The following is a 23,020-nucleotide window of genomic DNA, read 5'->3' on the forward strand; positions in this document are numbered from 1 at the left end:
CATGTCGACACGACGCGAGACCTCAGCCCAGGTGGCCACCATCGAGGACTTCCTCGCCGGGGGCGCCCGAAGAGTTCGGTGCATCGTGCATTTCGACAAGGACTGGCAGCACATCACCGAAATCGAGGAGTGCCGCCACGACTGAGCCGGCCGACGGTATGTCATCGGCACACCCACACCGACGCCCCTGTGCTGACCAGCCCGGTGGCTCTCGCAGCGACCTTCAACGACCTGCAAAGCCGGTTGCCGCGGAGTCGTTTACCGCATGCTGGGGATGTCGGTCGTCGATAGGTTTCAGGTCAGGCTGAGGTCGTCGAAGGCGAGCCAAGCTTGGGGATCGACGTGTTGGTGCCGTGTTTCGGTGAGCGGGGACGTGATGCGTGCTTGGCGCAAGAGCGGTGCGCGAGTCGCATTCGATTCGGAGTAGAGAAGTCTGGGGGACCGCCACGCGCTCGGGTGGGTTGACGAACGATGCATATCCCGACGGACCGGCTGGATGATCGCTCCCCGATCGCGAGTGCGCACGCTCGTGATACCGTCCAGCAGTAGTCACACCTGGAGGGGGACGTATGGTTACAGAACCGAGTGGATCAGAAGCCGGCTTCGCGATAGTGCCCGACGAAGTCGCAGATGCCGGGACGTTTGTGCAGCAAGTTGCCGAATCCATGATCAACGGGCTGAGGTCCTTGGATGCCGATATCGCCACGCTTCTGAGCACTTGGCGCGGCGTATCGGCCGACTCCTTCTCAGCGGGGTGGACCGAGACAAAACACGGCGCAGACACCGTTCTCGACGCTCTTTCAGATATAGCCGGATTGCTCGGCGTTACCAGCAAGACATTGGACGATCAAGACCAGATATGGGCGAGTAACACGAACGCACTGGCTCTTTCACTTGACCTACCGGAGTTCTGATGGTCGAAAACTCCCAGCAATTCCGTGTAGATCTCGTCGAACTCGAGCAGATCATCACCCGCGTATCAGGATTCGTCGGATTCCTTTCCGACAGTCTCGATGGACTGCAGCAGCGCATCGCTGCAGTCCAGCAGAATTGGAGCGGTGCGGCAGCCGATGCACAAGCTCAGGCATATCGTGAATGGCACTCTGGCGCAACAGATGTCGCCGAGGGCATCGATGCTATGCGCCAAGCCGCGCAAGCAGCCCATGATCGCTACTCCGCTGCCGTCGCCACGAACTTGGCGATGCTCGGCCGATCGTAGCTGAAGCGGACGGTGCTGTTCTCGATCCTCACCCGATCGCCCTGCCGAGATCTGTGGCCAATTGAGAACTGTGTCGCTGCTACCTACTTGTCGAATCGATAGTTAGATCTATGACAGCGGGAATTCTCTAGCGTGACTACCTTGAATGTCGATCCAATCGTCTATGTCAGCGCCGCATCTAATCTCCATACCGCGGCTGTGGACTTCCATGCGGACTTTCAATCCCAGATGGCGGCACTGTCAGGCTCTGGGAATATGGGGGGAAGCGTCGGAGAATGTAAGGAATGGGCAGCCTCATACGACGAGATGGCTAGCGAAGCCTACAGTCTCGCGAGTTCGATGATTCAGGCGCTCGACAACTATGCAGGAATTCTGCAGCAGGCCGGATACAACTATGCGCTCGCCGATTACGCGAAAGGTAATGGCCGACCTGAACCTATCCAACCATCGCCATTCGCACCAGCCTGGAGTACATGCCCGGTCCCACCACCGTCGTCTGGAGGGCCGGGAAACGGCCTCATAGACGATGGTTTCGACCTCGCCGCGCAGGCTGGAGTTACCATCCCAGACGGCGACCCGGATAAGTTGCTAGCGGCTGCCGCAACCTGGGAGTCACTTGCAACTAAAGGCAAAGCTGCGAACCTACCGGCCAGGATCGAAGCTCAAGCCAAGTGTTTTGAAGCTATTACCGCAGAGGATGCTTCGTTCATTGACGAAGACTTGCGGGAGATGAAGACTGCGGCCGAGGACATCCTCACGTTGTTCGCGGAGATAGCGCAATCGTGTCGCGATCAAAAGACTGCTATCGATGATATGCGCAAGGAGTTGACTAAACTCCTTCAGGATCTGGCCAGGGAAATCGCCGAATATGCTGCTGAGGGTGTCATAATCTCGGTGGTCGCCGGTGCCTTGTCTGCGGGGTACGGTGCTGTTGCGGTCGCCGCATACCGTGCTAAAAAGATCTACGACAAGGTTCAAGCCTGCGCCGAAAAAATAAAGGGAATTTATGCCACCTTCAAGCTTCTTCGGGCAATCAAGGTGAAGAAACCTCCGGCGACCATTCGCGGGAAATTGCAGCGTATAATCGATCTGGCCAAGCGTGCAGTCAAACTAGGCTCCCCGAAGCGTCCTAGTCATGTTCCTGATGACTGGGAGGTGCGGCTGGCGGATAACGGGAAGGGTTGGGTTTGGCAGAAGCCGGGGTCGAGCTTCAATCAGAACACATTCCGCGACGCTCTGCCGACAAAGGACTATCCAAACGGGTATGTTCGCTTCTACAACGAGCATGGCCAGCCGATAAAGTTGGATGGAAGTCCTGGGAGCAACGCGGACACGCACATACCGAAGAACTCTGATGGCACGTACCCGAAACCTTCAGGTTGGTGATTATGGATTTGCAACTGGAAATCATTGGAAAACCTATCTCAGAGGTTGAGCTAGGTTTTACGGCAACGATTCGAATCGGGTCGCCAATTGAATATGAACTGCAGGTGGAGGGGGAAATTTCAGTTCGCACGGCAGAAGGGAGGCTGGTGAGTGCGCCATCCAACAGCTACGTTGAGATACGCGGGGAGCTTGAATCTATCGTTGGCTCGAAAGTGGTGCGAGCCGACGCGAGCGAAGTCGACGGTTTGAGTATCGAATTGAGCTCCGGTGCAGTGCTCAACGTTCCAGTTGACGAGCATTATGAAGCGTGGGGGATCGTAGGGCTGAATGGATACCGAGTTATCTGCCTGCCGGGGGGAGAGCTTGCCATCTGGTCCGCTAGGGAGGGGAAGTCCAGTTAGATAATTGTTGGGTGGCGGGACCGACTGGGCGCACTTCTGATTCTCCGGTTCGCGACCGCGTAATCATGTGATGGGCTGGTCCGGGTCAGCCTGTTTGCGGCTGGATTTCCAGCAGCCAGGACTTTGTTGCGAATGGTCGCCATCTGGGTTGGTTCAGGTCAGGCTGAGGCCGTGTAGCGCCAGCCAGGCCTGGGGGTCGACGTGCTGGCCGTTCTGGACGATCTCGAAGTGCAGGTGGGGGCCGGTGGAGTCGCCGCGGTTGCCGATGCGGGCGATCTGCATGCCCGCGGGGACGCGTTCGCCCTGGGAGACGAAGAAGTCGTACATGTGGCCGTAGATGCTGATGGTGCCGTCGTCGTGGCGGATGCGGACCCACAGGCCGAAGCCCTGGGCCGGGCCCGCCTCGACGACGGTGCCGTCGGCGACGGCGTAGATGGGGCTGCCGATGGGGGCGGCGATATCGATGCCGCGGTGCATGGTGCCCCAGCGGGAGCCGAAGCCCGAGGTGAACGCGCCCTTGGCGGGCAGGCTGAAACCGCCGCCCGAGGGGGTCGAGCCCGGCACCAGCACGCCGGGGACCACGGGGGCGCGCTGGCCCATCCAGTCCTGCCATTCGCCGGAGGCGGCGGCCGCGGCTTCGGCCTTGGCGCGTTCCAGCGTCGCGCGGGCCGCCGCGGCGACCACCGCGGCCTCGCGCCGCTTCTCGCCAGCGGCGATGGCGGCGAGCAGGCGGCTCGACGACTGCGGGTTCGGCAGCAGCTGCGGGGTGTAGGCGATGGCGACGTGCTGCGCCTCGCCCAGCGCCACCGGTCGATCGCTCGGCACGTCGGCGCGCTGGGCGTCGGCGGCGGCGAACACCGCGACGACCGCGACCCCCGCGATCAGCACCCGCCGCTCCAGCAGCACCTGCCGCACGCGTTCCCGGCTCGGGCGCCGCTCCCACAGCGTCTCGGTCAGCGCCCTTGGCCGTATCCAGAAAACCTTGCGCACCTCGCCCGCGCGCAGCTCGTCCGCGATCTCGCCGATCGCCGGACGTTCCGTGACCCACCTGCGCGCCCGCTCACGCACACCGATCTCGGGCCGCAACTGCGCACGCCAATCTGCTTGCAGGATATGCCCATTGGCGGTGAACACCCGACGCCGCGGACCACTGTGCGCCGCGGCATCGTATGCCGCCCCGTCGCCGGCTGAGTCGTCGGCCGTGGTTCTGTCGCCGACCGAGCTGTCGGCCGCCGTGTCGGCCTCGGTGCGGGCTGCCGTGTCGGGCGTGGCACCCTCATCCGCGATCGCCGCAGGGTCGGTGCCGTGTGCGGCGGGAGATGTGGTGTCGGCCGTGAGCGATGTATGCGAGGTCGGTGCCGGGTCGGCGCCTGCGGCGGAGTTCGTGGTGGTGCGGTGCGCGATGGGAGTTGTGGTGTCTGTCGTCGCCGTGTCGACCTCGGTGCGGTCTGTCGTGTCGTGCGCGGCGCCGGCAGTCGACGCCGCGTCCGCGCCCGCGCTGTGCGCGGCGAGTGGTGTGGTGTCGGCTGTGGGGTCTGTATCCGAGGACGGTGCCCGGTCGACGTTTACGCCGGATTCCGCGGCGGGGCCGTGCCGGGGTTCGGTCGGTGCCGTCGTGGTTTCGGCGTCGGGGGACATGTCGTCGGCCGCCGCGGTGTCGACCGTCGATGACGTGCGCCGGCGCGCCCGCGCCGTCTTCACCCACTCCATGCTGCCCCCGCGCCCCGGCCCCGACGCGGCCTCGCCTGCTGCGTCGGTGGCTGCGTATTCGCTGTCGGAGCCATTGTGCCGACCATATCGGTGAAGGCGCGCATCCGGGTGCTCTACCGTTTTCGGGGTGTCCAGACAATCGCGCCGGTCGACCATTCCCCCCTTCTACGTGATGGACGTGTGGAAGGCGGCGGCCGAGCGGGCCAGAACGCACGGTGACGTGCTCGTCCTCGCGGCGGGCCAGCCCTCGACGCAGGCGCCGGCGCCGGTGCTGCGGGCCACCAGGGCCGCGATCGACCACGAGCTGCTCGGCTATACCGAGACCTTCGGGATCCTGCCGCTGCGCGAGGCGATCGCGGGGCATCACAGCGAGACCTACGGCTACGACGTGCACCCGGACGAGGTCGTGGTGACCACCGGTTCCTCCGGCGCGTTCACGCTGATCTTCCTGGCGGCCTTCGACGCGGGCGACACCGTCGTGGTGGCCAGGCCCGGCTACCCGGCCTACCGCAACACCCTCACCGCGCTCGGCTGCACGGTCGTGGAACTCGACTGCGGCCCGCAGACCCGCTTCCAGCCGACCGTCGCCATGCTCGAGGCGCTACCGGAGCCGCCGGCGGGCCTGGTGGTGGCGAGCCCGGCGAACCCGACCGGCACCATGATCGATCCGGCCGAGCTGGCCGCGCTGGCCCGCTGGTGCGAGGCGCACGGCACGCTGCTGATCTCCGACGAGATCTACCACGGCATCACCTTCGGCGACTCGACCCCGACCGCCTCGGCCTGGGAGTTCTCCCGCTCCGCGGTGGTGATCGGCTCGGTGTCGAAGTACTTCTCGATGACGGGCTGGCGGCTGGGCTGGATGCTCGCACCCGCCGATTTGCGGCCCGCCCTGCAGCGGCTGGCCTCGAACATGACGGTCTGCCCGCCTGCCATCTCCCAGTACGCGGCGGTGCACGCGTTCGGGGCGGAAGCCAAGGATGAGCTGGACGGGCACGTGCGCCGCTACGCGCGCAACCGGGCCCTGTTGCTGGAGGGTCTGCCGAGCATCGGGATCACCGACCTCGCGCCCGCCGACGGCGCCTTCTACGCCTACGCCGATATCGGTCACTTGACCAATGACTCGCTGGCCTGGTGTGAGCGCGTGCTCGCCGAGACCGGCGTCGCGCTGGCCCCCGGTCTCGACTTCGACACCGTGCACGGCATTCGCACGATTCGCTTCTCCTTCGCGGGCTCAGGCGACGACATCGCCGCAGCACTCGACCGGTTGGGAAGGTTTCTGAAGGACTGACCAGTCTGGACTCAACAGTGATGTGCGACAACAACTTTGCCTAGTACGAACACATCTTTGCCGGGATGCGGTAAAACTCAGTTATCCCGATTTCCCGCGTTTCCCCGATGACGATTGCGCACGGTTGAACTGATGATGACTGGCACGATGGCACGGTGACCACCGCGACGACCCCGAAAGGCGAACGACGTCGCCAGGCCCTGGTGGCGGCGGCGGCTGAACTGTTGCTCGAAGGCGGCTTCGACGCGGTGCGACATCGCTCGGTGGCGTCGCGAGCCGATCTTCCGCTCGCCTCGACCACCTACTACTTCGCATCCCTGGAAGATCTGATCGCCCGCGCCGTGGAGTTCAGCGGCGCGATCGAACTCGACGCCATGCGCCGCCGCGTCGGCGAGGTCAGCCACCGCCGCCGCGGCTCCGAGGCGACGGTCGACCTCGTCCTCGACCTGCTCGTCGGCCCCGACGACGGCGATCTCGACGCCAGGGGTCAGCTGATCGCCCGCTACGAGCGCTCCGTGGCCTCGGCTCGGCACCCCGAGTTACGCGAGGTCCAGCTCCGACTACGCACCCAGCTCGAAGAACTGCTCGCCGACGTGCTGCGCCGCTCCGATCGAGTGGTGCGCCCCGAGCAGTTGCGCCGCCTGGTCGCGGTCGTCGACGGCGCCGTCGTGGCCGCGCTGATCGAGGGTCATCCCGAACCGCGCCGCCCCGCACGGGCCGGTCTGCTGGAGATGATCGACATCGTCGCCCCGCCTGTCGTGCCGAACATGATGCCCCAGCAGCTGGAACGCGCGCGCCAATTAGACTGAGCGTTCGTGAGCCTTGTCCCGAACGTCCTCGCCACTCGTTACGCCAGCCCGGAGCTCGTCGCGCTCTGGTCGCCCGAGAACAAGATCGTGCTCGAGCGCCGGCTGTGGCTCGAGGTGCTGCGGGCGCAGGCGGCGCTCGGCATCGACGTCCCCGCCGGGGTGATCGAGGACTACGAGCGCGTGATCGCCCACGTGGACCTGGCCTCGATCGCCGAACGCGAGCGGGTCACCCGCCACGACGTGAAGGCGCGGATCGAGGAGTTCAACGCCCTGGCCGGGCACGAGCACGTGCACAAGGGCATGACCAGCCGCGACCTCACCGAGAACGTCGAGCAGCTGCAGATCCGGCTCTCGCTCGAGCACGTCTACGACCACGGGGTCGCCACCGCGGCCCGGCTGGCCGAGCGGGCGGCCGAGTACCAGACGCTGGTGATGGCGGGCCGCTCGCACAACGTCGCCGCGCAGGCCACCACGCTGGGCAAGCGCTTCGCCTCCGCCGCCGACGAGGTCCTGGTCGCGCTCGCGCGCCTGCGCGACCTGATCGACCGCTACCCGCTGCGCGGGATCAAGGGCCCGATGGGCACCGCCCAGGACATGCTCGACCTGCTCGACGGTGACGCGGGCAAGCTGGCCGCCCTCGAGCAGCAGGTGGCCACCCACCTCGGCTTCGCGAACGTGTTCACCAGCGTCGGCCAGGTGTACCCGCGCTCGCTCGATCACGACGTGCTGTCCGCGCTGGTGCAGCTGGGCGCTGGTCCGTCCTCGTTCGCGCACACCATCCGGCTGATGGCGGGCCACGAGCTGGTCACCGAGGGCTTCCAGCCCGGCCAGGTCGGTTCGTCGGCGATGCCGCACAAGATGAACACCCGCTCCTGCGAGCGCGTCAACGGGCTGCAGGTCGTGCTGCGCGGCTACGGCTCGATGGCGGCCGAACTCGCCGGCGCGCAGTGGAACGAGGGCGACGTGTTCTGCTCGGTGGTGCGCCGCGTCGCGCTGCCCGACGCGTTCTTCGCCATCGACGGCCAGACCGAGACGTTCCTGACCGTGCTCGCCGAGTTCGGCGCCTACCCGGCCGTGGTCGCGCGTGAACTCGACCGGTACCTGCCGTTCCTGGCCACCACCCGCATCCTGATGGCGGCGGTGCGCGCGGGTGTCGGTCGCGAGACCGCGCACGAGGTCATCAAGGAGCACGCGGTCGCGGTGGCACTGGCCATGCGCGAGCAGGGCCGCGAACCGGATCTGCTGGACCGGCTCGCCACCGACGACCGGATGCCGCTGGATCGCGCCGCGCTCGATGCCGCGCTGGCCGACAAGTCGGCCTTCATCGGCGCCGCCTCGGATCAGGTGTCCGAGGTGATCGCGCAGGTGCAGAAGCTGGTCGAGGCCAACCCGGAGGCCGCGCGCTACACGCCGTCGCCGATTCTCTGAGTCCCGATGCGGATCAGCCCGCCGTTGTCGCCGTGGCAGCACCGGCGGCGGGCGATCGCGCGGCGTACCCGGGCGGCGTTTCGCTACCGTACGCGAGTGAATCCGTACACGATCTTCGCCGACATCATCGCCGGGCAGGCGCCCGCCTCCAAGGTCTACGAGGACGATGAGGTGCTGGCCTTCATGGACATTCGTCCCGTGACGCCGGGGCACGTGCTCGTGGTGCCCAAGGTCGCCGCGCCGAGCCTGGCCGATCTCGATCCCGCGCTCGGCGGCAAGCTGTTCCAGGTGGGGCAGCGGATCGCCGCCGCGCTGCGCGCCAGCGAGGTGGCCGCCGACGGGGTGAACTTCTTTCTCGCCGACGGCGTGACGGCCGGGCAGGAAGTGTTCCATGTGCATCTGCACGTGATCCCGCGGACGCCGGGCGACGGATTCGGGCTGCGCGCGCGGCCGACCTCACCGCCGCGCGCCGACCTCGATTACCTCGCCGGGTCCATTCGCGGCGCCCTCACGCGCTGACTTCCGGGCGAACCGGTCATCCCGTACCGGAGAGTTTGCTGACGAAACGCCCAAATCGCCGAATGCTCTCTGATCGTTCATCCGTGGGTTACTTTGGACTGTCATTGGCATGCGGTTATGGAGGGTGGGACTGTGCGTCGTACAGGTGTTGCTGCTTCAGTGCTGGCATTCGCCATCGCCTTGCTCGGCCCCGCGATCGTGCACCCCGCCCCCGCGGCGGCGGCCCAGATCGTCGGGATGAACAACCTCAGCTCCACCCGGACGGCCATCACCGTCACCTCGCCCGCCATGGGCCGCAATATCGACCTTCAGGTGCTGCACCCGGCGGGCGGCGGTTCCCGGTCGACCTACTATCTGCTCGACGGTCTGGACCCCGGCATCGGCCAGAGCACCTGGACCAACGCCACCGACGCGGAGGCCTTCTTCCGTGGCAAGAACGTCAACGTCGTGATGCCGCTCGGCGGCCAGGCCAGCTACTACACCGACTGGATCGCCGACGACCCGCGCTTCGGCCGGTACAAGTGGGAAACCTTCCTCACCCAGGAACTGCCCGGCCTGATCGACGCCGAGTTCAACGGCAACGGCGTCAACGGCATCGGTGGCCTGTCGATGGGCGGCAACGCGGCCTACATCCTGGCCGCCCGGCACCCCGGCCTCTACCGCGCGGTCGCCGGGTACAGCGCGTGCCCGGACAGTGCGATGGCGGCGGGCGCGATCATGTTCTCCATCGCCAACCGCGGCGGCAACCCCGGCAACATGTGGGGCGCGCCGGGCAGTCCCGAATGGGCCGCGCACGACCCGGCCCTGATGGCCGAGCGGCTGCGCGGCAAGGCCCTGTACATGTCGACCGGCACCGGGATCCCCGGCCCGCACGAGGCCGAGCTCAAGCCGCAGCTGGCGGAGAACATCTTCCTCGGTGGTCCGATCGAACTCGGCGTCAACACCTGCATGGTGGCCTTCGAACAGCGGCTGCGCGCCGCAGGCATTCCCGCCAAGATCGACTGGCACCCGGTCGGCACCCACTCGTGGTCCTACTGGGAGGACGCGCTGCACGCCTCGTGGCCGACCATCGGCCCGGCGCTCGGCGCCTGACACCGCTGTCCCGGCGACCCGGCTCCACGAGCCGGGTCGTCGCGCGTCACCGGGCCGATCGGCGGCGCAGCACCGCGCCCGCGCCGACACCGACGATCGACAGCCCGACGACGATCAGCACGTAACCCGCGGGGAAGCCGAGGATTTCGACGTACTCGCGGCGCGTCACCCGGTCGCGCACGATCGTGTCGTCCGGCGCGGCGCCGAGGACGAAATCGCTGGTGATGGCCGACGGTTGGGTGATCCGCACGGAGAGCTGGGTGAGGTAGTTCTTCCCCGCGGCCAGCGACACCAGGTCCGGGTCGGTGAGTTCGCCTACGGGAGCGGCGAATTCGGTGAACGTCGACTGCGTCGCCGCGTCCGGGTCGGTGCGGGTGACGCGGTGGTCGCCGAACACGTACAGGTGCACCGACTGTGGCCGGGTCGCTGCGGCGGACATGCGCATCGGATAGACCAGCCGGTCCGAGTCGAAGGTGAGGCGGACCGGATCGAGCGCACCCGACAGCGGGGTCGCGCTGGTGAGGCGCATGGCCACGAACGACCAGCCCTCCCGCAGATAGGGATCCAGGGTCGCGCTGACCTCCGGCCGGAGCTGATAGCCGTTGGCGTCGAGCCACTCCCTGGCCCCGGTCAGATCGCCACCGCGCAGCGTCGTCGCCTCCAGCGGTCCGAGCTGGACCCGCCCGAGCACCTCCGGGCCGGAGCCGGGCGCGGCGCCCGAGGTCTCGCCGGTGTCGGCGCCGAACCAGCGACGATCGGTGACCACCTCCGGTGCGGTGAGCCGCGACAACTCGGCGAAGGAGGCGGAACTGCCCGCCATGACGGTCGCCGGTGTCGGCGTCGGCATGATCAGAGCGGCATCTGCGCCGTCGAATCGCATGTCCAGGCGCATCAACACCGTTTCGCGCCGCCCATCCCAGCCGAGCACGGCGGTCTCACCGTCGACCTGCGCCGAGTCACCCCGGCCGACCACACCACCGCACGCACAGGCCGTCGCCGGCATGAGCGCCACCGCACCCGTCGCCAGCACCACCCCCGCGGTCACCACGAGTGCTCGAACCGCGTTACGCATCCCCATGACAGCAGGTTAAGTCTTCCCGGCGCCCTGGCAATCCGTAGAAATACCCACCGGCCCAACAATTCCGGTCGCTGCTGATCAGTGCGAGGTCCACCAGGGCCGACGACCCCGCCGTCGCCGGCATCAGCGCCACCACACCCGCGGCCGCACGACCGGGGCGGCGGCAATCCGGAGAACTACCGGTCGCCCAACGCCTTCGGCGATCTCCGCCCACCCTCGCGCGGGGTGACACCCACCGCAGCCGCCTGCTGGCAGCGGCGGCCGAGGCGAAGAGTAGCCGATCGCTGCGTCCGCGGAGGCGAGTGCCGGTGTCGAGTCAGGACGTCGCCGAGGCGTCTGGGTCGGCGTGGCGGCGGATCACGACGGCGCCGAGCAGGGCGCACACGGCGAGGCCGATGCCGACGAACACCCAGCCGCGCGGCACGCCGAAGAGCTCGACGTTCTCGACGCGGGTCACTGTCTGGCGGAAGGGTTCGTCGGTCGCCGCGCGGACGAAGGTGGCATCGGTGGTGATCGTCGACGGGGCGGGGACGGTGGTGGTGAGGACCGTCAGGTAGTCGGCGCCCCGTTGGATCGGGTCGTCGAGCAGTGCTCGTCCGGTGGGCGCGAGGCGACCGGCGAACTCGATGTCGACGGTGTACTGGTTGGCGTCGGCATCCCCGCGGGTGAGTCGATGATCGGCGAGCACGTGCATCTTGGTCTCCATCGGGCCGGTCGCGCCCCGGTCGCCCCGCATGGGGTAGATGAGCCGGTCGGTGTCGAAGCGCAGCTGGAACGGCTCGGTGGAGACGCGTCCGTCCGGATTCTCGAAGGTGATCCCGCGCTGCTCGACCGCACCGAGCTGGATGGCGGTGAACGACCAGCCCTCGCGGCCGTACTGCTCCAGCGTTGCGCGCGTCGCGGGGTCGACGGCGATGTCGCGCTCCGACAGCCAGGTGTCGACGGTGGCGAGCGAGCCGGTGGCGGTCGGTGGGCCGGGTGGCGACATCCCGCCGAAAGCGGTGACGTACAGCTCGGCCGGTGGCAATTCCGCGGAGCTGAACCAGTGCCGCTCCACGACGATCTCGGGCGCGGTGAGATCGAACAGCGCGCCGAACAGTCCCGACTCGACCGGCCCAACGGTCGCCGGGCCCGGAGTCGGCACCACCACCGCGAGCTGTTCCGATTCGGCCTGGATCGACGGGTCGATGATCAGCGTTTCGGTCTGTCCGTCCCAGGTCAGGAACACATTGGTGAAGCCGGCCGTCGGCGGCTGCGGACCGAGTGGTCCGAGCGGTGCGGCGGCCGAGGCGATCGGCGCGACCACCCACATCGCCGCGACGGCGAGACCGAGACGGCGGGCGAGAACGGTGCGCATCGGTCCAACCTAGTGAACAGCGGAGTTCGTGCCGCGGCCGAGTTGGCGGGCCGGTGACCACGGCTGCGGCTACGGTGGAGCGCATGGCTGGCGAGAATGTGACGGTGTCGGCGCCGAGTGCGAAGAAGGTGCCCACCGAGCGGGTGCACCACGGCGATACGTTCGTCGACGAGTACGAGTGGCTACGGGACAAGGAGAATCCCGAGGTCATCGCGTATCTCGAGGCCGAGAACGCGTACACCGAGGCGCGGACGGGCCAGCTGCAGCCGCTGCGGGACAAGATCTTCGACGAGATCAAGGCGCGCACGCAGGAGACCGATCTGTCGGTGCCCACGCGGCTGGGCGAGTACTGGTACTACTCGCGCAGCTTCGAGGGCAAGCAGTACGGGGTGCACTGCCGCTGTCCGATCGACGCGAACGCCGAGGGGATCGACGCCTGGACGCCGCCGCAGCTCGAGGTCGACACGGTCATCGAGGGCGAGCAGGTGCTGCTCGACAGCAACGTGCTCGCCGAGGGCCTGGACTTCTTCGCGCTCGGCGCCTTCTCGCTGAGCCACGACGGCAACCTGCTGGCCTACTCCGTCGACAGCACCGGCGACGAGCGCTACACCCTGCGCATCAAGGACCTGCGCACCGGTGAACTGCTGCCCGACGAGGTGGCGGGCGCGGCGCCCGGCGCGACCTGGTCGCTGGACGGAACGCACATCTTCTACCAGACCGTCGACGAGTCCTGGCGGCCCGACACGGTGTGGCGCCACCGCGTCGGCACCGCGTCCGACGCCGACGTGACGGTGTTCCACGAGCCCGACGAGCGCTACTGGGTGAGCGTTGGCGCCACCCGCTCCGAGAAGTACCTGATGATCTGGCTCGGCTCCAAGATCACCACCGAGGGCTGGGTGCTCGAGTCCGACAACCCCGAGGGTGAGTTCCGGGTGCTGCTGCCACGCCGCGAGGGCGTCGAGTACTCGGCCGAACACGCGGTGATCGGCGGCGCGGACCGGTTCCTGATCCTGCACAACGACGTGGTCGACGGCGTGAAGGCGGAGAACTTCGTGCTGGCCGAGGCGCCCGCCGACGATCCGTCGGACATGACCGTGCTGGTCGGGCACCGCGAGGACGTGCGGCTCGAGGACATCGACGCCTTCGCCAACCACCTGGTGCTCAGCTACCGTCGCGACGCGCTGCCCCGGCTGTCGGTGTGGCCGCTCACCGCCGACGGTTACGGCGAGCTCACCGAACTCGACTTCGGGCTCGAATTGTTTTCCGCCGGAGCGGGTTCCAGCCCGGAGTGGGAGCAGCCGACGCTGCGGGTCGGCGTCACCTCGTTCATCACGCCGATGCAGGTGTTCGACTACGTGCCGACCACCGGCGAGCTGCTGCTGCGCAAGGAACAGCCCGTCCTCGGCGGGTACGAGCCGAAAGATTACGAACAGCACCGCGATTGGGCCGTGGCCGCCGACGGCACCCGGATCCCGATCTCGATCATCAAGCGCCGCGACCTGCCCGCCGACGGCCCGAAGCCCACGCTGCTCTACGGGTACGGCTCCTACGAGGCGAGCATCGACCCGTCGTTCTCGGTGTCGCGGCTCTCGCTGCTCGACCGCGGGATGGTGTTCGCGGTGGCGCATGTGCGCGGTGGCGGCGAGATGGGCAGGCTCTGGTACGAGCACGGCAAGACGCTGAGCAAGAAGAACACCTTCACCGACTTCGTCTCCTGCGCACAGCATCTCATCGACTCCGGCGTGACCGCCGCGGACCGGCTGATCGCCGACGGCGGCAGCGCGGGCGGCCTGCTGGTCGGCGCGGTGGCCAACCTGGCGCCGGAACTGTTCGCGGGCGTCCTGGCCAACGTGCCGTTCGTCGACCCGCTCACCTCGATCCTGGACCCCTCGCTCCCGCTGACGGTGATCGAGTGGGACGAGTGGGGAAACCCGTTGGCTGACAAGGACGTCTACGAGTACATGAAGTCCTACTCGCCGTATGAGAACGTCGAGGCCAAGGACTACCCGGCCATCCTGGCCATCACCAGCCTCAACGACACCCGCGTCCTGTACGTGGAGCCCGCCAAGTGGGTCGCCAAGCTGCGCGACACCAAGACCGGCGACAGCGAACTGCTGCTGAAGACGGAGATGAGCGCGGGCCACGGCGGCGTGAGCGGCCGCTACGAGAAGTGGAAGGAAGTCGCCTTCGAATACGCCTGGGTCCTCGACAAGGTGGGCCTGGCGGACGCGTAGAGGCGTGCGGTGATGTTCGTCGGGGCGTCATCGGTGGAGCACGCGGGTGTCACCTGGGGCTGACACCGTTGGTTCATGAACGCTGAGCTGATCGTTTCCGTATCGGGGATCCGGGACACGACGCGCGACGCCGCGATCGAGTTCGCGGCGGAGATGGACCAGCGGGATGTGCGGCTGTCGCTGCTGGTCGCGCCCCGGTTGAAGGGCAAGTACCGGCTCGTCGACGATCCGGCGACGCAGGCGTGGCTGCGCGGCAGGCGGCACGAGGGCGACGCGATCGTGCTGCACGGGTACGACCAGGCCGCCACCAAGCGCAGGCGGGCCGAGTTCGCGAGCCTGCCGCGGCACGAGGCCACGCTGCGGCTCAAGGCGGCCGACCGGGTGATGGAGCAGGTGGAACTGCGCACCCGGCTGTTCGCGGCGCCGCGCTGGGACGCCTCGGCGGGCGCGCTGGCGGCCCTGCCCGACGTGGGCTTCCGGCTCGCGCTCGGCCTGACCACCATCACCGACCTCGAACGTGCCGCGACCAGCAAGGCCAGGGTGTACGGGATCGGCGAGGGTTTCCGCGCCGAACCGTGGTGGTGCCGGGCGCTGGTGATGGGCGCAGCCCGTACCGCCCGCCGGGGCGGCATCCTGCGCCTGGCGATCTCGGCCGCGCAGTTGCAGCGCTCCGGCCCGCGCCAGGCGATGCTCGACGCCGTCGACCTCGCGCTCTACCACGGCGCGCGCAGCGACGTGTACCGCTGGGAACCGTTCACCGTGGCCAAGGCTGCCTGACCGCCACCGCCGCGCGCATCGGCGATTACGCGCGCGGCGGTGGCCCTTGTTCCGGTACCTCCGGCCTGGCGTCGTGGGTGAACCCGCCCGCTTCCGCTCTGGTCAGCGGGGTTCGCCGGGGGTTGTCCGAGAGCTGCCGCAGGCCGCGCCGGATGTCGGCGAGCAGCAACTGGACCATGTCGACGGTGAAACCGTGCCGGAACACCGCCCGCATGATGGTCTCGTCCTGCCGGTCGGCGGGCAGCGGATAGGCGGCGATGAGCCAGCCACGGACCCGCAGCCGGTCGGACAGGTCGTAGAGGTTGTAGTCGGCGCCGTCGGCCAGCCGCCACGCCACCGCCGTGATGCCCCGCTCGGGCTCGCCCGCGTGGATCAGCTCGAACGGTCCCAGCGCGCGCAGCCCCTCGGCGAAATGCCGGGCGACCAGATAGATCGCGGACTGCACGCGGGTGTAGCCGGCGCGGCCGAGCCGGATGAAGTCGTAGTACTGGGTGATCACCTGGCCGCCGGGCCGGGAGAAGTTGAGGTTGAAGGTCGGCATGTGGCCGCCGAGGTAGTCGACGTCGAAGACCAGTTCCCTCGGCAGATCGGCGGCCTCGCGCCACACCACCCAGCCGACGCCGAGCGGCGCGAGCCCGGTCTTGTGGCCGGAGGCGTTGATCGACTTCACCCGCGGTAACCGGAAGTCCCACACCAGATCCGGGGCCGTGAACGGTCCGAGGAAGCCGCCGCTGGCCGCGTCGACGTGGATCGGGATGTCCGGCCCGCCGCTCGCGTGGAGCCGGTCGAGGGCCGCGCTGATCGCGGCGACGTCCTCGAACAAACCGGTGAACGTCTGGCCGAAGGTCGGCACCACCGCGATCGTGTTCGCGTCGCAGTGGGTCGCCAGATCGTCGGGATGCAGGGTGTAGCGGTCACCGCGCAGGGGCACCTGCCGCAGCTCGACGTCGAAGTAGCGGGCGAACTTCTCCCAGCACACCTGTACCGGGCCGCTCACCAGGTTCGGGGTGCCGGTGCCGCCGCGCGCCCGCCAGCGGAACTTCGCCGCCAGCCCGCCGAGGATCGCGGCTTCGCTGGAGCCGGTGGTGGACGTGCCGAGGGTGGACGCGGGGTCGGGCGCGTGCCACAGGTCGGCGAGCATCCGGACGCAGCGGTGCTCGAGCTCGGCGGTCTGCGGGTATTCGTCCTTGTCGACGATGTTCTTGTCCAGCGATTCCGCCATCAAGCGGCGGGCGGGTTCGTCGATCCAGGTCGTGCAGAAGGTGGCCAGGTTCATGCGGGCGACGCCGTCGAGCAGCAGTTCGTCGTGCACGATCTCGTAGGCGACCTCGGGGAAGAGTTCGTAGGCGGGAAATCCGCCGTGCGGTGCGGGGCGGGTGAAACCGGGAAGGCTGAAAAGGTCGTGGGGGTCCGGGTTCTCGGCCATGGGGGGCTCCAGTCAGAGAGTGCACTGCCAGGTGTTAGCTCCAAGGGAATTCTGCAACGATTCGGCGCGAAAGTGCTCGATTCGAGCGTATCGGGAGGATGCTCAGCGGTTACTATGCTGAGCAGTTGATCAAGGGTTTCCGTTGGTTGTGCATTTTCACAGCAGGAGGCAGCGTTGATGACGGGCACCGCGACGAAAGCCGCGACGACGACGAAGTATCTGTCCTGGGTGACGTTGGCGCTGATGACCACGAGTTCGGTGGCCAGCCTCCGCTCGGCGCCCACCATGGCCGTCTACGGATTGGCCTGTGTCTTCCTGTATGTGATTCCCGCGATTCTCTTCCTGCTACCGACCTCGCTGGTCGCGGCGGAATTGGCGTCGGGCTGGGAGGGCGGCGTCTACAAATGGGTGGGCGACGGGTTGAACAAACCACTCGGCTTTCTGGCGGTCTGGTGCCAGTTCGCCATGACGATCTTCTACTACCCGAGCCTGCTCGCCTATGTGGCAAGCACTTTCGCCTACATCATCCATCCGTCGCTGGCGTCCAACGGCCTGTATGTGGCGATCGTGATCATCACGGTCTATTGGGCTGGCGTGTACGTGTCCTCGCAGGGCACCAAGACGGTGGCGGGCCTGTCGAGTATGGGTCTGGTGATCGGCACGCTGATTCCGGGAACGGTGCTGGTGGTGCTCGGCCTGGTGTTTCTCGCGCAGGGCAATCCGTCCGCGGCGCCGATGGATTCGAGTCATCTGCTGCCGGCTTGGACGGGCCTGGCCAGCCTGGTGCTGATCGTGAACAATTTCCTGTCCTACGCGGGCATGGAGATGAACGCGGTGCACGTGTCGTCGCTGCGGAATCCGGCCAAGGAATTCCCGAAGGCGATGTTCCTGGCCATGGGGCTGGTGCTGGTGATCTTCATTCTGCCCGCGCTGGCCATCAGCTGGGTCGTCCCGTCGGCGAGCCTGAGTCTCACCGCTGGTGTGATGCAGGCCTTCGACGGATTCTTCAGCCATTTCGGGGTCGGCTTCCTCACGCCGATCGTCGGCATCGCGCTGGTGGCGGCCGCGCTCGGCGGCATGCTCACCTGGCTGGCCGGACCGTCCAAGGGGCTGTTGCTGATCGGGCGCAGCGAGGGGTATCTGCCGCCGATCCTGACCCGGCTCAACAAACACGGCGTGCAGCAGAACATGCTGGTGGCCCAGGGTATTTTCACGACCCTGATCGCGCTGCTGTACGCGTTCATCCCGAATGTCTCCAGCGCGTACTGGATTCTGTCGGTGATCACCACGCAGGTGTATCTGATCATGTACGTGCTGATGTTCGCGGCGGCGGCGAAATTGCGCAGAGACGATCCCGATCATCCGCGCGGCTATCGAGCGCCCGCCCTGCTGGCGCTGTGCGCGCTCGGCGCCGCGTCCTCGATCGCCGCCTTCGCGATCGGCTTCGTGCCGCCCTCGCAATTCGGTGCGGGCAGCCCGTGGGTGTACGTGCTCATCGTCGGCGGCGGCATGGGCATCGTCGGTCTGCTCATTCCGTATCTGTTCTACCGAAATCGCAGGGACAGCTGGAAATTCGCCGTTCCGGAAGGGGAGAAGGCATGACGACCGGAGACGCTCCCGAACAGAAGCGCCGCTGGATCTACATCACGGCGGGTGTGCTGCTCGTGGTGTTCGCGCTGACCGGTCTGTTCACCTTCACCGCGATTCGCGAGAACACCCAGGCGAACACCAAAGCCCAGCAGCTGCACGACAATCTGCTCGCCGCCGGGCTCCCGGCGCCGGAGCCGAACGTGATCGCCAACGCGCTCGGCGACGACGGTGGCTCGGTGTGCCAGGACCCCGCCTCGCCACTGATCAAGGCGAAATACCAGGCCTCGCTGAGCAACGGCGCGTCCGGGCCGGGACAGCGCCCGGTGATCGGACCGCGCGACACCGCCGAAGCCGTCGGCCTCACCATCGCCGTCTACTGCCCGGATCGCCTGCAGGACTACCTTTCTCATCTGGACACCCTGAAGCTGGACGACACGACGAAGTGAGGCGGGACCGATGACCGAAGCCCCCGATGTGGACGCGCTGCGCGGCAGGATCGCCGGCCTGATGGGCCAGGCGAAAAAGGACCTGACCGAGCTCGTTTCGCTGAAATCCGTCGCCGACCCTCGCCAGTTCCCCGCCGAAGGGTGCGAGCAGACCGCGCGCTGGGTGGCCGACGCCTTCGCCGCGGCGGGGCTGACCGAGGTCGGTCTGCACGAGACACCGGACGGGAGCAAGGCGGTCATCGGGCACCGGCCCGGCCCGCCCGGCACCCCGACCGTCCTTCTGTACTGCCACTACGACGTGCAGCCCCCGCTCGACGACGCCGCATGGAAGACGCCGGTCTGGACGCTCACCGAGAAGGACGGCCGCTGGTACGGGCGCGGCGCGGCCGACTGCAAGGGCAATATCGTCACCCACCTGACGGCACTGCGCGCGATCGGCCCGGACTTCCCGATCGGGATCAAAGTCGTGTCGGAGGGCTCGGAGGAGCAGGGCACCGGCGGGCTGGAGAAATTCGTCGTCGCCAATCCCGAGCTGCTCAGCGCCGATGTCATCCTGGTCGCCGACTGCGGCAACTTCGCGGTCGGCGTGCCCACCTTCACCCAGACGCTGCGCGGCAACGTGAATGTGGTGGTCACCCTGGAGACGATGCGGGGGCCCATGCATTCCGGCATGTTCGGCGGGCCGGCGCCGGACGCGCTGGCGGCGATGATCCAGCTGCTGGCCTCGCTGCGGGACTCCGACGGCAACACCACCATCGACGGTCTCACCGACGACCAGAAGTGGACCGGCGTGCAGTACCCCGTCGAGGACTTCCGCGCCGACGCGGGCGTGCTCGACGGCGTTGACCTGCTCGGCAGCGGCACCGTCTCCGACATGGTGTGGGCGCGGCCCGCGCTGACGGTGCTCGGCATGGACGTGCCCGCGGTCGTCGGGTCCTCGGCCGCGATCCAGCCGACCAGCCGGGCCAGGCTCAACCTGCGGATCCCGCCCGGCACCGAGCCCAAACAGGCCTACGACCTGCTGGAGAAGCATCTGCGCGCGCACGTGCCGTGGAACGCTCGCCTCGACATCGAGGTCGAGGCGCTGGGCGAACCGTTCGTCGCGTCCGAGCACGGGCCTGCGCGCTCGGCGCTCGAGCAGGCGATGGCGACCTCCTACGGCCGCGCGGTGACTACCGAGGGCCAGGGCGGCTCGATCCCGCTGTGCAACGTCTTCGCCGACACCTATCCGCAGGCGGAGATCATGCTGATCGGCGTGGAGGAGCCCAAGTGCCTGATCCACGCCCCCAACGAGAGCGTCGACCCGAGCGAGATCGAGCACATGGCCCTGGCCGAGGCCCTGTTCCTGAGCAGCTACACGCGGTGAGCCGCGCCCGCCGTCGCGACGAGCGCGGGCGGATAGTCCGTGTAGCCGGTCGCGTCCCCGCCGTAGAAGGTGGCGGGGTCGGGGGTCGCCAGCGGTAGGTCGCGCCGCATGCGCTCGACGAGGTCGGGATTGGCGAGGAACGGTTTTCCGAACGCGGCGAGGTCGATCAGGCCCGCGTCGAGCAGGCCTTCGGCGCGAGCGCGGTCCAGGCCACCGGCCAGGATCACCGTGCCGTCGTAGGCGGCCCGGAAGCCGGCGAGGAACGCGGCCGGGATATCGGGTCCGCCGGACAGGTGCAGGTCGCTCAGGTGCGTGTAGGCCAGGCCGCGGCGGGCCAGCTCGGGGGTGAGGTACCGGAACATCGCCTCGGTCTCGCCGTCGGCGGGCAGGTCGTTGGCGACGGTGAACGGTGACAGCCGCACGCCGACCCGGTGCGCGCCGATCCTGGCGATGACCGCGTCGAGGGTGGTCAGCAGCAGTCGCGCCCGGTTCTCGATCGACCCGCCGTATCGATCGGTGCGGTCGTTGACCCGCGCGTTGAGGAACTGGTCCAGCAGGAAGCCGTGCGCGCCGTGCACTTCCACGCCGTCGAAGCCGGCGCGGATCGCGCGATCGGCCGCCGCCGCGAAATCGGCGACCACGCGCGGGATCTCCCCGGTCTCGAGCGCGCGCGGGGTCGTGGCATCGGTCATGCCGGTCTCGCGCAGCCACACTCGCGCATCCGCCCTGGTGGTGCTCGGGCCGACCGGGGCCCCGCCACCGGGTTGCAGCGACCGGTGCGACAGCCGCCCGACGTGCCAGAGCTGTGCGAAGACGCGACCGCCCGCGGCGTGGACCGCGTCGGTGACATTCGCCCAGCCCGCGACCTGCCGTTCGGTCCACAGTCCGGGGACGTCGCCGTAGCCGCGCGCCTCGGGGCTGATGAACACGCCCTCGGTGATCATCAGGCCCGCGCCGGCGCGCTGGGCGTAGTACGTGGCAGTTCCTGCGTCCGGCACCTCGTCGGGCCTGCGGGACCGGGTCATCGGGGCCATCACGACGCGGTTGGCGAGGGGGATCGGGCCGAGCGCGTAGGGGGTGAAGAGGTGGTTCATGTCCGTGCTTTCCTCGGTGGTCGCTGCGAGCCGAGTGGCCCGTTGCGAACAACGGTATGAGCTGTGGAACGGGATAGAAATGGCGGAAAGTAGCGTGATTCTTGCTCTTTCGTCTCACTCGCGACGATTCCATGAGCTAATCTGGCAATCGTGGATGTGCTGGCCGAGGTGCTGTCGACGACGGGTTTCGCGGGCGTGCTGCTGACTCAGCTGCGTTGCCGGGGTGCCGAATGGGGTTGTGCGGTGGAGAGTTCCGGTACGGCGGGGTTCCATCTCATCGCCGAGGGCACGTGCTGGTTGCGGTACCGCGACGAGCCGCCGCGGCAACTGCTGCCCGGTGACGTGGTGCTGCTGCCGCAGGGCGCACCGCACGTCCTGTCCGGCGAGCCGGGGTATCCGGGGCTGCCCTACGCCGACCTCGAGCGGGCCCATCCGGTCCGCGACGGCGTGCTCGAACTCGGCGGCGCCGGGCCGCTCGCCCGGATCGTCTGCGGCAAGTTCGAATTCGACGGCGACGCCGCCGGACACCCGGTGCTCGGTGAGCTCCCGCCGCTGATCCGGATACCCGGGATGAGCGCCGATCCGGAACTGCAGGCGGTGATCCGGTTGCTCGCCGCGGAGTGCACACAGGGGCGACCCGGTGCGCGCGCGGTCGCCGCGCGGCTCACCGAAGTGCTTTTCGTGCAGGTGATCCGGGCGTGGCTGGCCGCCGCGGACGGCGCGACCGCGCAGTCGTGGCTCACCGCGCTCCGCGACCCGCGGATCGGCGCCGCTCTGTCACTGATCCACGAGGCGCCGCAGCGACCGTGGACGGTGGCGGGGCTGGCCCGCGAGGTGCACATGTCGAGGCCCGCGTTCGCGCGGGAATTCAAGACGCTGGTCGGTGATCCTCCGCTGACCTACCTGAGCCGGGTCAGGGTCGGCCTGGCCGCCAAACTCCTGCGGGAGACCGACCGGCGCGTCGCCGAGGTCGGCGCCGCGGTCGGCTACACCTCCGAGTACACCTTCTCCCGCGCGTTCACCCGGGAGCGCGGCATCGCGCCGGGACGATATCGGCGCGGGCGCTGATCAGAACTGGGCCTGGCTCTCCGGATCGACGACGCGGAACTCGGTGCCCGCCGGAGCCATCTCGGTCAACCTGCCGAAATAGATGCCGTGCGCGGCCGGATCGATCACGCCGTGATGGATGGGCAGCGCGGTCCGTGGATTGACCGCGCGCAGGTAGTCGACGGCGTCCCAGATCCGCATCCACGGTGCGGCGGCCGGGATGGCGAGCACGCCGACCGGTACCGGCGGCACCCACAGCGAGTCACCGGGGTGCACGAGCTGAGCCGGGTCGGCGGCGGTGCCGAGTTGGAAGACCGTGTTGTCGATCACCGGGATGTCCGGGTGGATCACCGCGTGCCTGCCGCCGCCACCGGTGATCTGCAGGTCACCGAGTTCGAGCACCTGGCCGGCCGACACCGGCTCCCAACCCTCGGCGCGCTGCTGCGCGGTCTGCGGGTCCGAGAGCAGGCGCGCGGTCGGGTTGGCCTCGATCAGCGCCTCGATCCGGTTCGGGTCGATGTGGTCGGGATGCTGGTGGGTCACCGCGATCGCGTCCAGTCCGGTGATGCCCTCGAAGCCGTGCGCGAAGGTGCCCGGATCGAAGAGCACTTTCGTGCCGTGCAGTTCCACGAGGATGCAGGAATGACCGAAGTGGGCGATGCGCATATCCCCGATGCTAAGCCGCGGCGACCCCGGAAGGCGGGCACGACGGCCGGGTCAACTAGGATTTCTCCGTAACCCCCACACCACATG

Annotated in this window: 22 protein-coding genes; 16 read left to right on the forward strand and 6 right to left on the reverse strand. The window is 68.0% G+C overall.

The window, feature by feature from the left end; all coding sequences use genetic code 11:
* The first annotated feature begins 1 nt into the window (after position 1).
* The 5 genes from AB0H56_RS24080 to AB0H56_RS24100 all read left to right on the forward strand — a co-directional run bounded on the left by AB0H56_RS24080 (position 2) and on the right by AB0H56_RS24100 (position 3,006).
* Positions 2-145 carry a hypothetical protein gene (locus AB0H56_RS24080; protein ID WP_357167315.1) on the forward strand — a complete coding sequence of 48 codons (144 nt, stop codon included), beginning with the start codon at positions 2-4 and terminating at the stop codon, positions 143-145.
* A 424-nt stretch (positions 146-569) separates the two neighbouring features.
* Positions 570-914, forward strand: a complete 345-nt coding sequence (locus AB0H56_RS24085) for a WXG100 family type VII secretion target (RefSeq protein ID WP_357167316.1) — start codon at positions 570-572, stop codon at positions 912-914.
* Positions 914-1,219, forward strand: coding sequence for a WXG100 family type VII secretion target (locus AB0H56_RS24090; RefSeq protein WP_357167318.1), 306 nt, complete (start codon positions 914-916; stop codon positions 1,217-1,219). Before AB0H56_RS24085 ends, AB0H56_RS24090 begins: the two co-directional genes overlap by 1 nt.
* Positions 1,220-1,360: 141 nt before the next feature.
* A complete protein-coding gene (locus tag AB0H56_RS24095; protein ID WP_357167320.1) occupies positions 1,361-2,605 on the forward strand; it encodes a hypothetical protein in 1,245 nt (414 codons plus the stop codon).
* 2 nt (positions 2,606-2,607) lie between these two features.
* Positions 2,608-3,006, forward strand: a complete 399-nt coding sequence (locus tag AB0H56_RS24100; RefSeq protein ID WP_357167322.1) for a DUF6188 family protein — start codon at positions 2,608-2,610, stop codon at positions 3,004-3,006.
* Between the two features lie 153 nt (positions 3,007-3,159).
* On the opposite strand, the gene AB0H56_RS24105 is transcribed toward AB0H56_RS24100, so the two are convergent.
* Positions 3,160-3,951, reverse strand: a complete 792-nt coding sequence (locus AB0H56_RS24105; RefSeq protein ID WP_357167508.1) for a M23 family metallopeptidase — start codon at positions 3,949-3,951, stop codon at positions 3,160-3,162.
* A gap of 892 nt (positions 3,952-4,843) precedes the next feature.
* Here AB0H56_RS24105 and AB0H56_RS24110 point away from each other — a divergent pair.
* The 5 genes from AB0H56_RS24110 (at position 4,844) to AB0H56_RS24130 (ending at position 9,852) form a co-directional block, all read left to right on the forward strand.
* Positions 4,844-6,004: a pyridoxal phosphate-dependent aminotransferase gene (locus AB0H56_RS24110; protein ID WP_357167324.1), complete on the forward strand. Its 1,161-nt coding sequence runs from the start codon at positions 4,844-4,846 to the stop codon at positions 6,002-6,004.
* A 155-nt stretch (positions 6,005-6,159) separates the two neighbouring features.
* A complete protein-coding gene (locus AB0H56_RS24115; RefSeq protein ID WP_357167326.1) occupies positions 6,160-6,813 on the forward strand; it encodes a TetR family transcriptional regulator in 654 nt (217 codons plus the stop codon).
* A gap of 6 nt (positions 6,814-6,819) precedes the next feature.
* On the forward strand, positions 6,820-8,241 hold the full coding sequence (gene purB / locus AB0H56_RS24120; protein WP_357167328.1) for an adenylosuccinate lyase: 1,422 nt from the start codon (positions 6,820-6,822) through the stop codon (positions 8,239-8,241).
* Between the two features lie 96 nt (positions 8,242-8,337).
* A complete protein-coding gene (locus AB0H56_RS24125; RefSeq protein WP_357167330.1) occupies positions 8,338-8,760 on the forward strand; it encodes an HIT family protein in 423 nt (140 codons plus the stop codon).
* Between the two features lie 159 nt (positions 8,761-8,919).
* Entirely contained in the window at positions 8,920-9,852 is a 933-nt protein-coding gene (locus tag AB0H56_RS24130) for an alpha/beta hydrolase family protein (protein WP_280217781.1), read from the forward strand.
* 46 nt (positions 9,853-9,898) lie between these two features.
* Here the strand turns inward: AB0H56_RS24130 and AB0H56_RS24135 are convergent, their stop codons facing one another.
* Together AB0H56_RS24135 and AB0H56_RS24140 are read right to left on the reverse strand one after the other, a co-directional pair.
* Positions 9,899-10,930: a DUF2330 domain-containing protein gene (locus AB0H56_RS24135; RefSeq protein WP_357167332.1), complete on the reverse strand. Its 1,032-nt coding sequence runs from the start codon at positions 10,928-10,930 to the stop codon at positions 9,899-9,901.
* Positions 10,931-11,246: 316 nt separating this feature from the next.
* Complete coding sequence (locus AB0H56_RS24140) at positions 11,247-12,287, reverse strand: DUF2330 domain-containing protein (RefSeq protein WP_357167334.1); 1,041 nt, start codon at positions 12,285-12,287, stop codon at positions 11,247-11,249.
* An 83-nt stretch (positions 12,288-12,370) separates the two neighbouring features.
* On the opposite strand from AB0H56_RS24140, the gene AB0H56_RS24145 reads away from it, so the two are divergent.
* The gene (locus AB0H56_RS24145; RefSeq protein WP_357167336.1) at positions 12,371-14,521 is read left to right on the forward strand and encodes a S9 family peptidase; all 2,151 of its coding nucleotides are present in this window, start codon (positions 12,371-12,373) and stop codon (positions 14,519-14,521) included.
* 75 nt (positions 14,522-14,596) lie between these two features.
* Entirely contained in the window at positions 14,597-15,298 is a 702-nt protein-coding gene (locus AB0H56_RS24150; RefSeq protein ID WP_357167338.1) for a DUF2334 domain-containing protein, read from the forward strand.
* A gap of 25 nt (positions 15,299-15,323) precedes the next feature.
* On the opposite strand, the gene AB0H56_RS24155 is transcribed toward AB0H56_RS24150, so the two are convergent.
* Positions 15,324-16,724: a glutamate decarboxylase gene (locus tag AB0H56_RS24155; RefSeq protein WP_357167340.1), complete on the reverse strand. Its 1,401-nt coding sequence runs from the start codon at positions 16,722-16,724 to the stop codon at positions 15,324-15,326.
* A gap of 177 nt (positions 16,725-16,901) precedes the next feature.
* On the opposite strand from AB0H56_RS24155, the gene AB0H56_RS24160 reads away from it, so the two are divergent.
* Genes AB0H56_RS24160 through AB0H56_RS24170 form a run of 3 tightly spaced genes read left to right on the forward strand, consistent with a single transcriptional unit; the run spans position 16,902 to position 20,126 of the window.
* Positions 16,902-18,326, forward strand: coding sequence for an APC family permease (locus tag AB0H56_RS24160; RefSeq protein ID WP_280341367.1), 1,425 nt, complete (start codon positions 16,902-16,904; stop codon positions 18,324-18,326).
* The gene (locus AB0H56_RS24165; RefSeq protein ID WP_357167342.1) at positions 18,323-18,760 is read left to right on the forward strand and encodes a hypothetical protein; all 438 of its coding nucleotides are present in this window, start codon (positions 18,323-18,325) and stop codon (positions 18,758-18,760) included. The genes AB0H56_RS24160 and AB0H56_RS24165 overlap by 4 nt, the downstream gene beginning before the upstream one ends.
* A gap of 10 nt (positions 18,761-18,770) precedes the next feature.
* Entirely contained in the window at positions 18,771-20,126 is a 1,356-nt protein-coding gene (locus AB0H56_RS24170) for a dipeptidase (protein ID WP_357167344.1), read from the forward strand.
* Here AB0H56_RS24170 and AB0H56_RS24175 read toward each other — a convergent pair.
* The gene (locus tag AB0H56_RS24175) at positions 20,114-21,220 is read right to left on the reverse strand and encodes an alkene reductase (protein WP_357167346.1); all 1,107 of its coding nucleotides are present in this window, start codon (positions 21,218-21,220) and stop codon (positions 20,114-20,116) included. The genes AB0H56_RS24170 and AB0H56_RS24175 overlap by 13 nt on opposite strands.
* Before the next feature lie 150 nt (positions 21,221-21,370).
* On the opposite strand from AB0H56_RS24175, the gene AB0H56_RS24180 reads away from it, so the two are divergent.
* Positions 21,371-22,288 (forward strand): AraC family transcriptional regulator, encoded by a 918-nt coding sequence (locus AB0H56_RS24180; RefSeq protein ID WP_357167348.1) that lies wholly within the window; start codon positions 21,371-21,373, stop codon positions 22,286-22,288.
* Here AB0H56_RS24180 and AB0H56_RS24185 read toward each other — a convergent pair whose 3' ends face one another.
* On the reverse strand, positions 22,289-22,933 hold the full coding sequence (locus AB0H56_RS24185) for an MBL fold metallo-hydrolase (protein ID WP_357167350.1): 645 nt from the start codon (positions 22,931-22,933) through the stop codon (positions 22,289-22,291). It abuts the gene before it with no gap.
* Between the last annotated feature and the right edge of the window lie 87 nt (positions 22,934-23,020).

This window comes from Nocardia sp. NPDC050717, from assembly GCF_040654275.1.
Taxonomy (GTDB): domain Bacteria; phylum Actinomycetota; class Actinomycetes; order Mycobacteriales; family Mycobacteriaceae; genus Nocardia.

Bases quoted from the DNA above. Each gene is read 5' to 3' on its own strand.
- AB0H56_RS24135 (WP_357167332.1), bottom strand. From the start codon at position 10,930: ATGGGGATGCGTAACGCGGTTCGAGCACTCGTGGTGACCGCGGGGGTG.
- AB0H56_RS24080 (WP_357167315.1), top strand. From the start codon at position 2: ATGTCGACACGACGCGAGACCTCAGCCCAGGTGGCCACCATCGAGGAC.
- AB0H56_RS24175 (WP_357167346.1), bottom strand. From the start codon at position 21,220: ATGAACCACCTCTTCACCCCCTACGCGCTCGGCCCGATCCCCCTCGCC.
- AB0H56_RS24085 (WP_357167316.1), top strand. From the start codon at position 570: ATGGTTACAGAACCGAGTGGATCAGAAGCCGGCTTCGCGATAGTGCCC.
- AB0H56_RS24145 (WP_357167336.1), top strand. From the start codon at position 12,371: ATGGCTGGCGAGAATGTGACGGTGTCGGCGCCGAGTGCGAAGAAGGTG.
- AB0H56_RS24150 (WP_357167338.1), top strand. From the start codon at position 14,597: ATGAACGCTGAGCTGATCGTTTCCGTATCGGGGATCCGGGACACGACG.
- AB0H56_RS24090 (WP_357167318.1), top strand. From the start codon at position 914: ATGGTCGAAAACTCCCAGCAATTCCGTGTAGATCTCGTCGAACTCGAG.
- AB0H56_RS24140 (WP_357167334.1), bottom strand. From the start codon at position 12,287: ATGCGCACCGTTCTCGCCCGCCGTCTCGGTCTCGCCGTCGCGGCGATG.
- AB0H56_RS24185 (WP_357167350.1), bottom strand. From the start codon at position 22,933: ATGCGCATCGCCCACTTCGGTCATTCCTGCATCCTCGTGGAACTGCAC.
- AB0H56_RS24100 (WP_357167322.1), top strand. From the start codon at position 2,608: ATGGATTTGCAACTGGAAATCATTGGAAAACCTATCTCAGAGGTTGAG.
- AB0H56_RS24160 (WP_280341367.1), top strand. From the start codon at position 16,902: ATGACGGGCACCGCGACGAAAGCCGCGACGACGACGAAGTATCTGTCC.
- AB0H56_RS24165 (WP_357167342.1), top strand. From the start codon at position 18,323: ATGACGACCGGAGACGCTCCCGAACAGAAGCGCCGCTGGATCTACATC.
- AB0H56_RS24170 (WP_357167344.1), top strand. From the start codon at position 18,771: ATGACCGAAGCCCCCGATGTGGACGCGCTGCGCGGCAGGATCGCCGGC.
- AB0H56_RS24155 (WP_357167340.1), bottom strand. From the start codon at position 16,724: ATGGCCGAGAACCCGGACCCCCACGACCTTTTCAGCCTTCCCGGTTTC.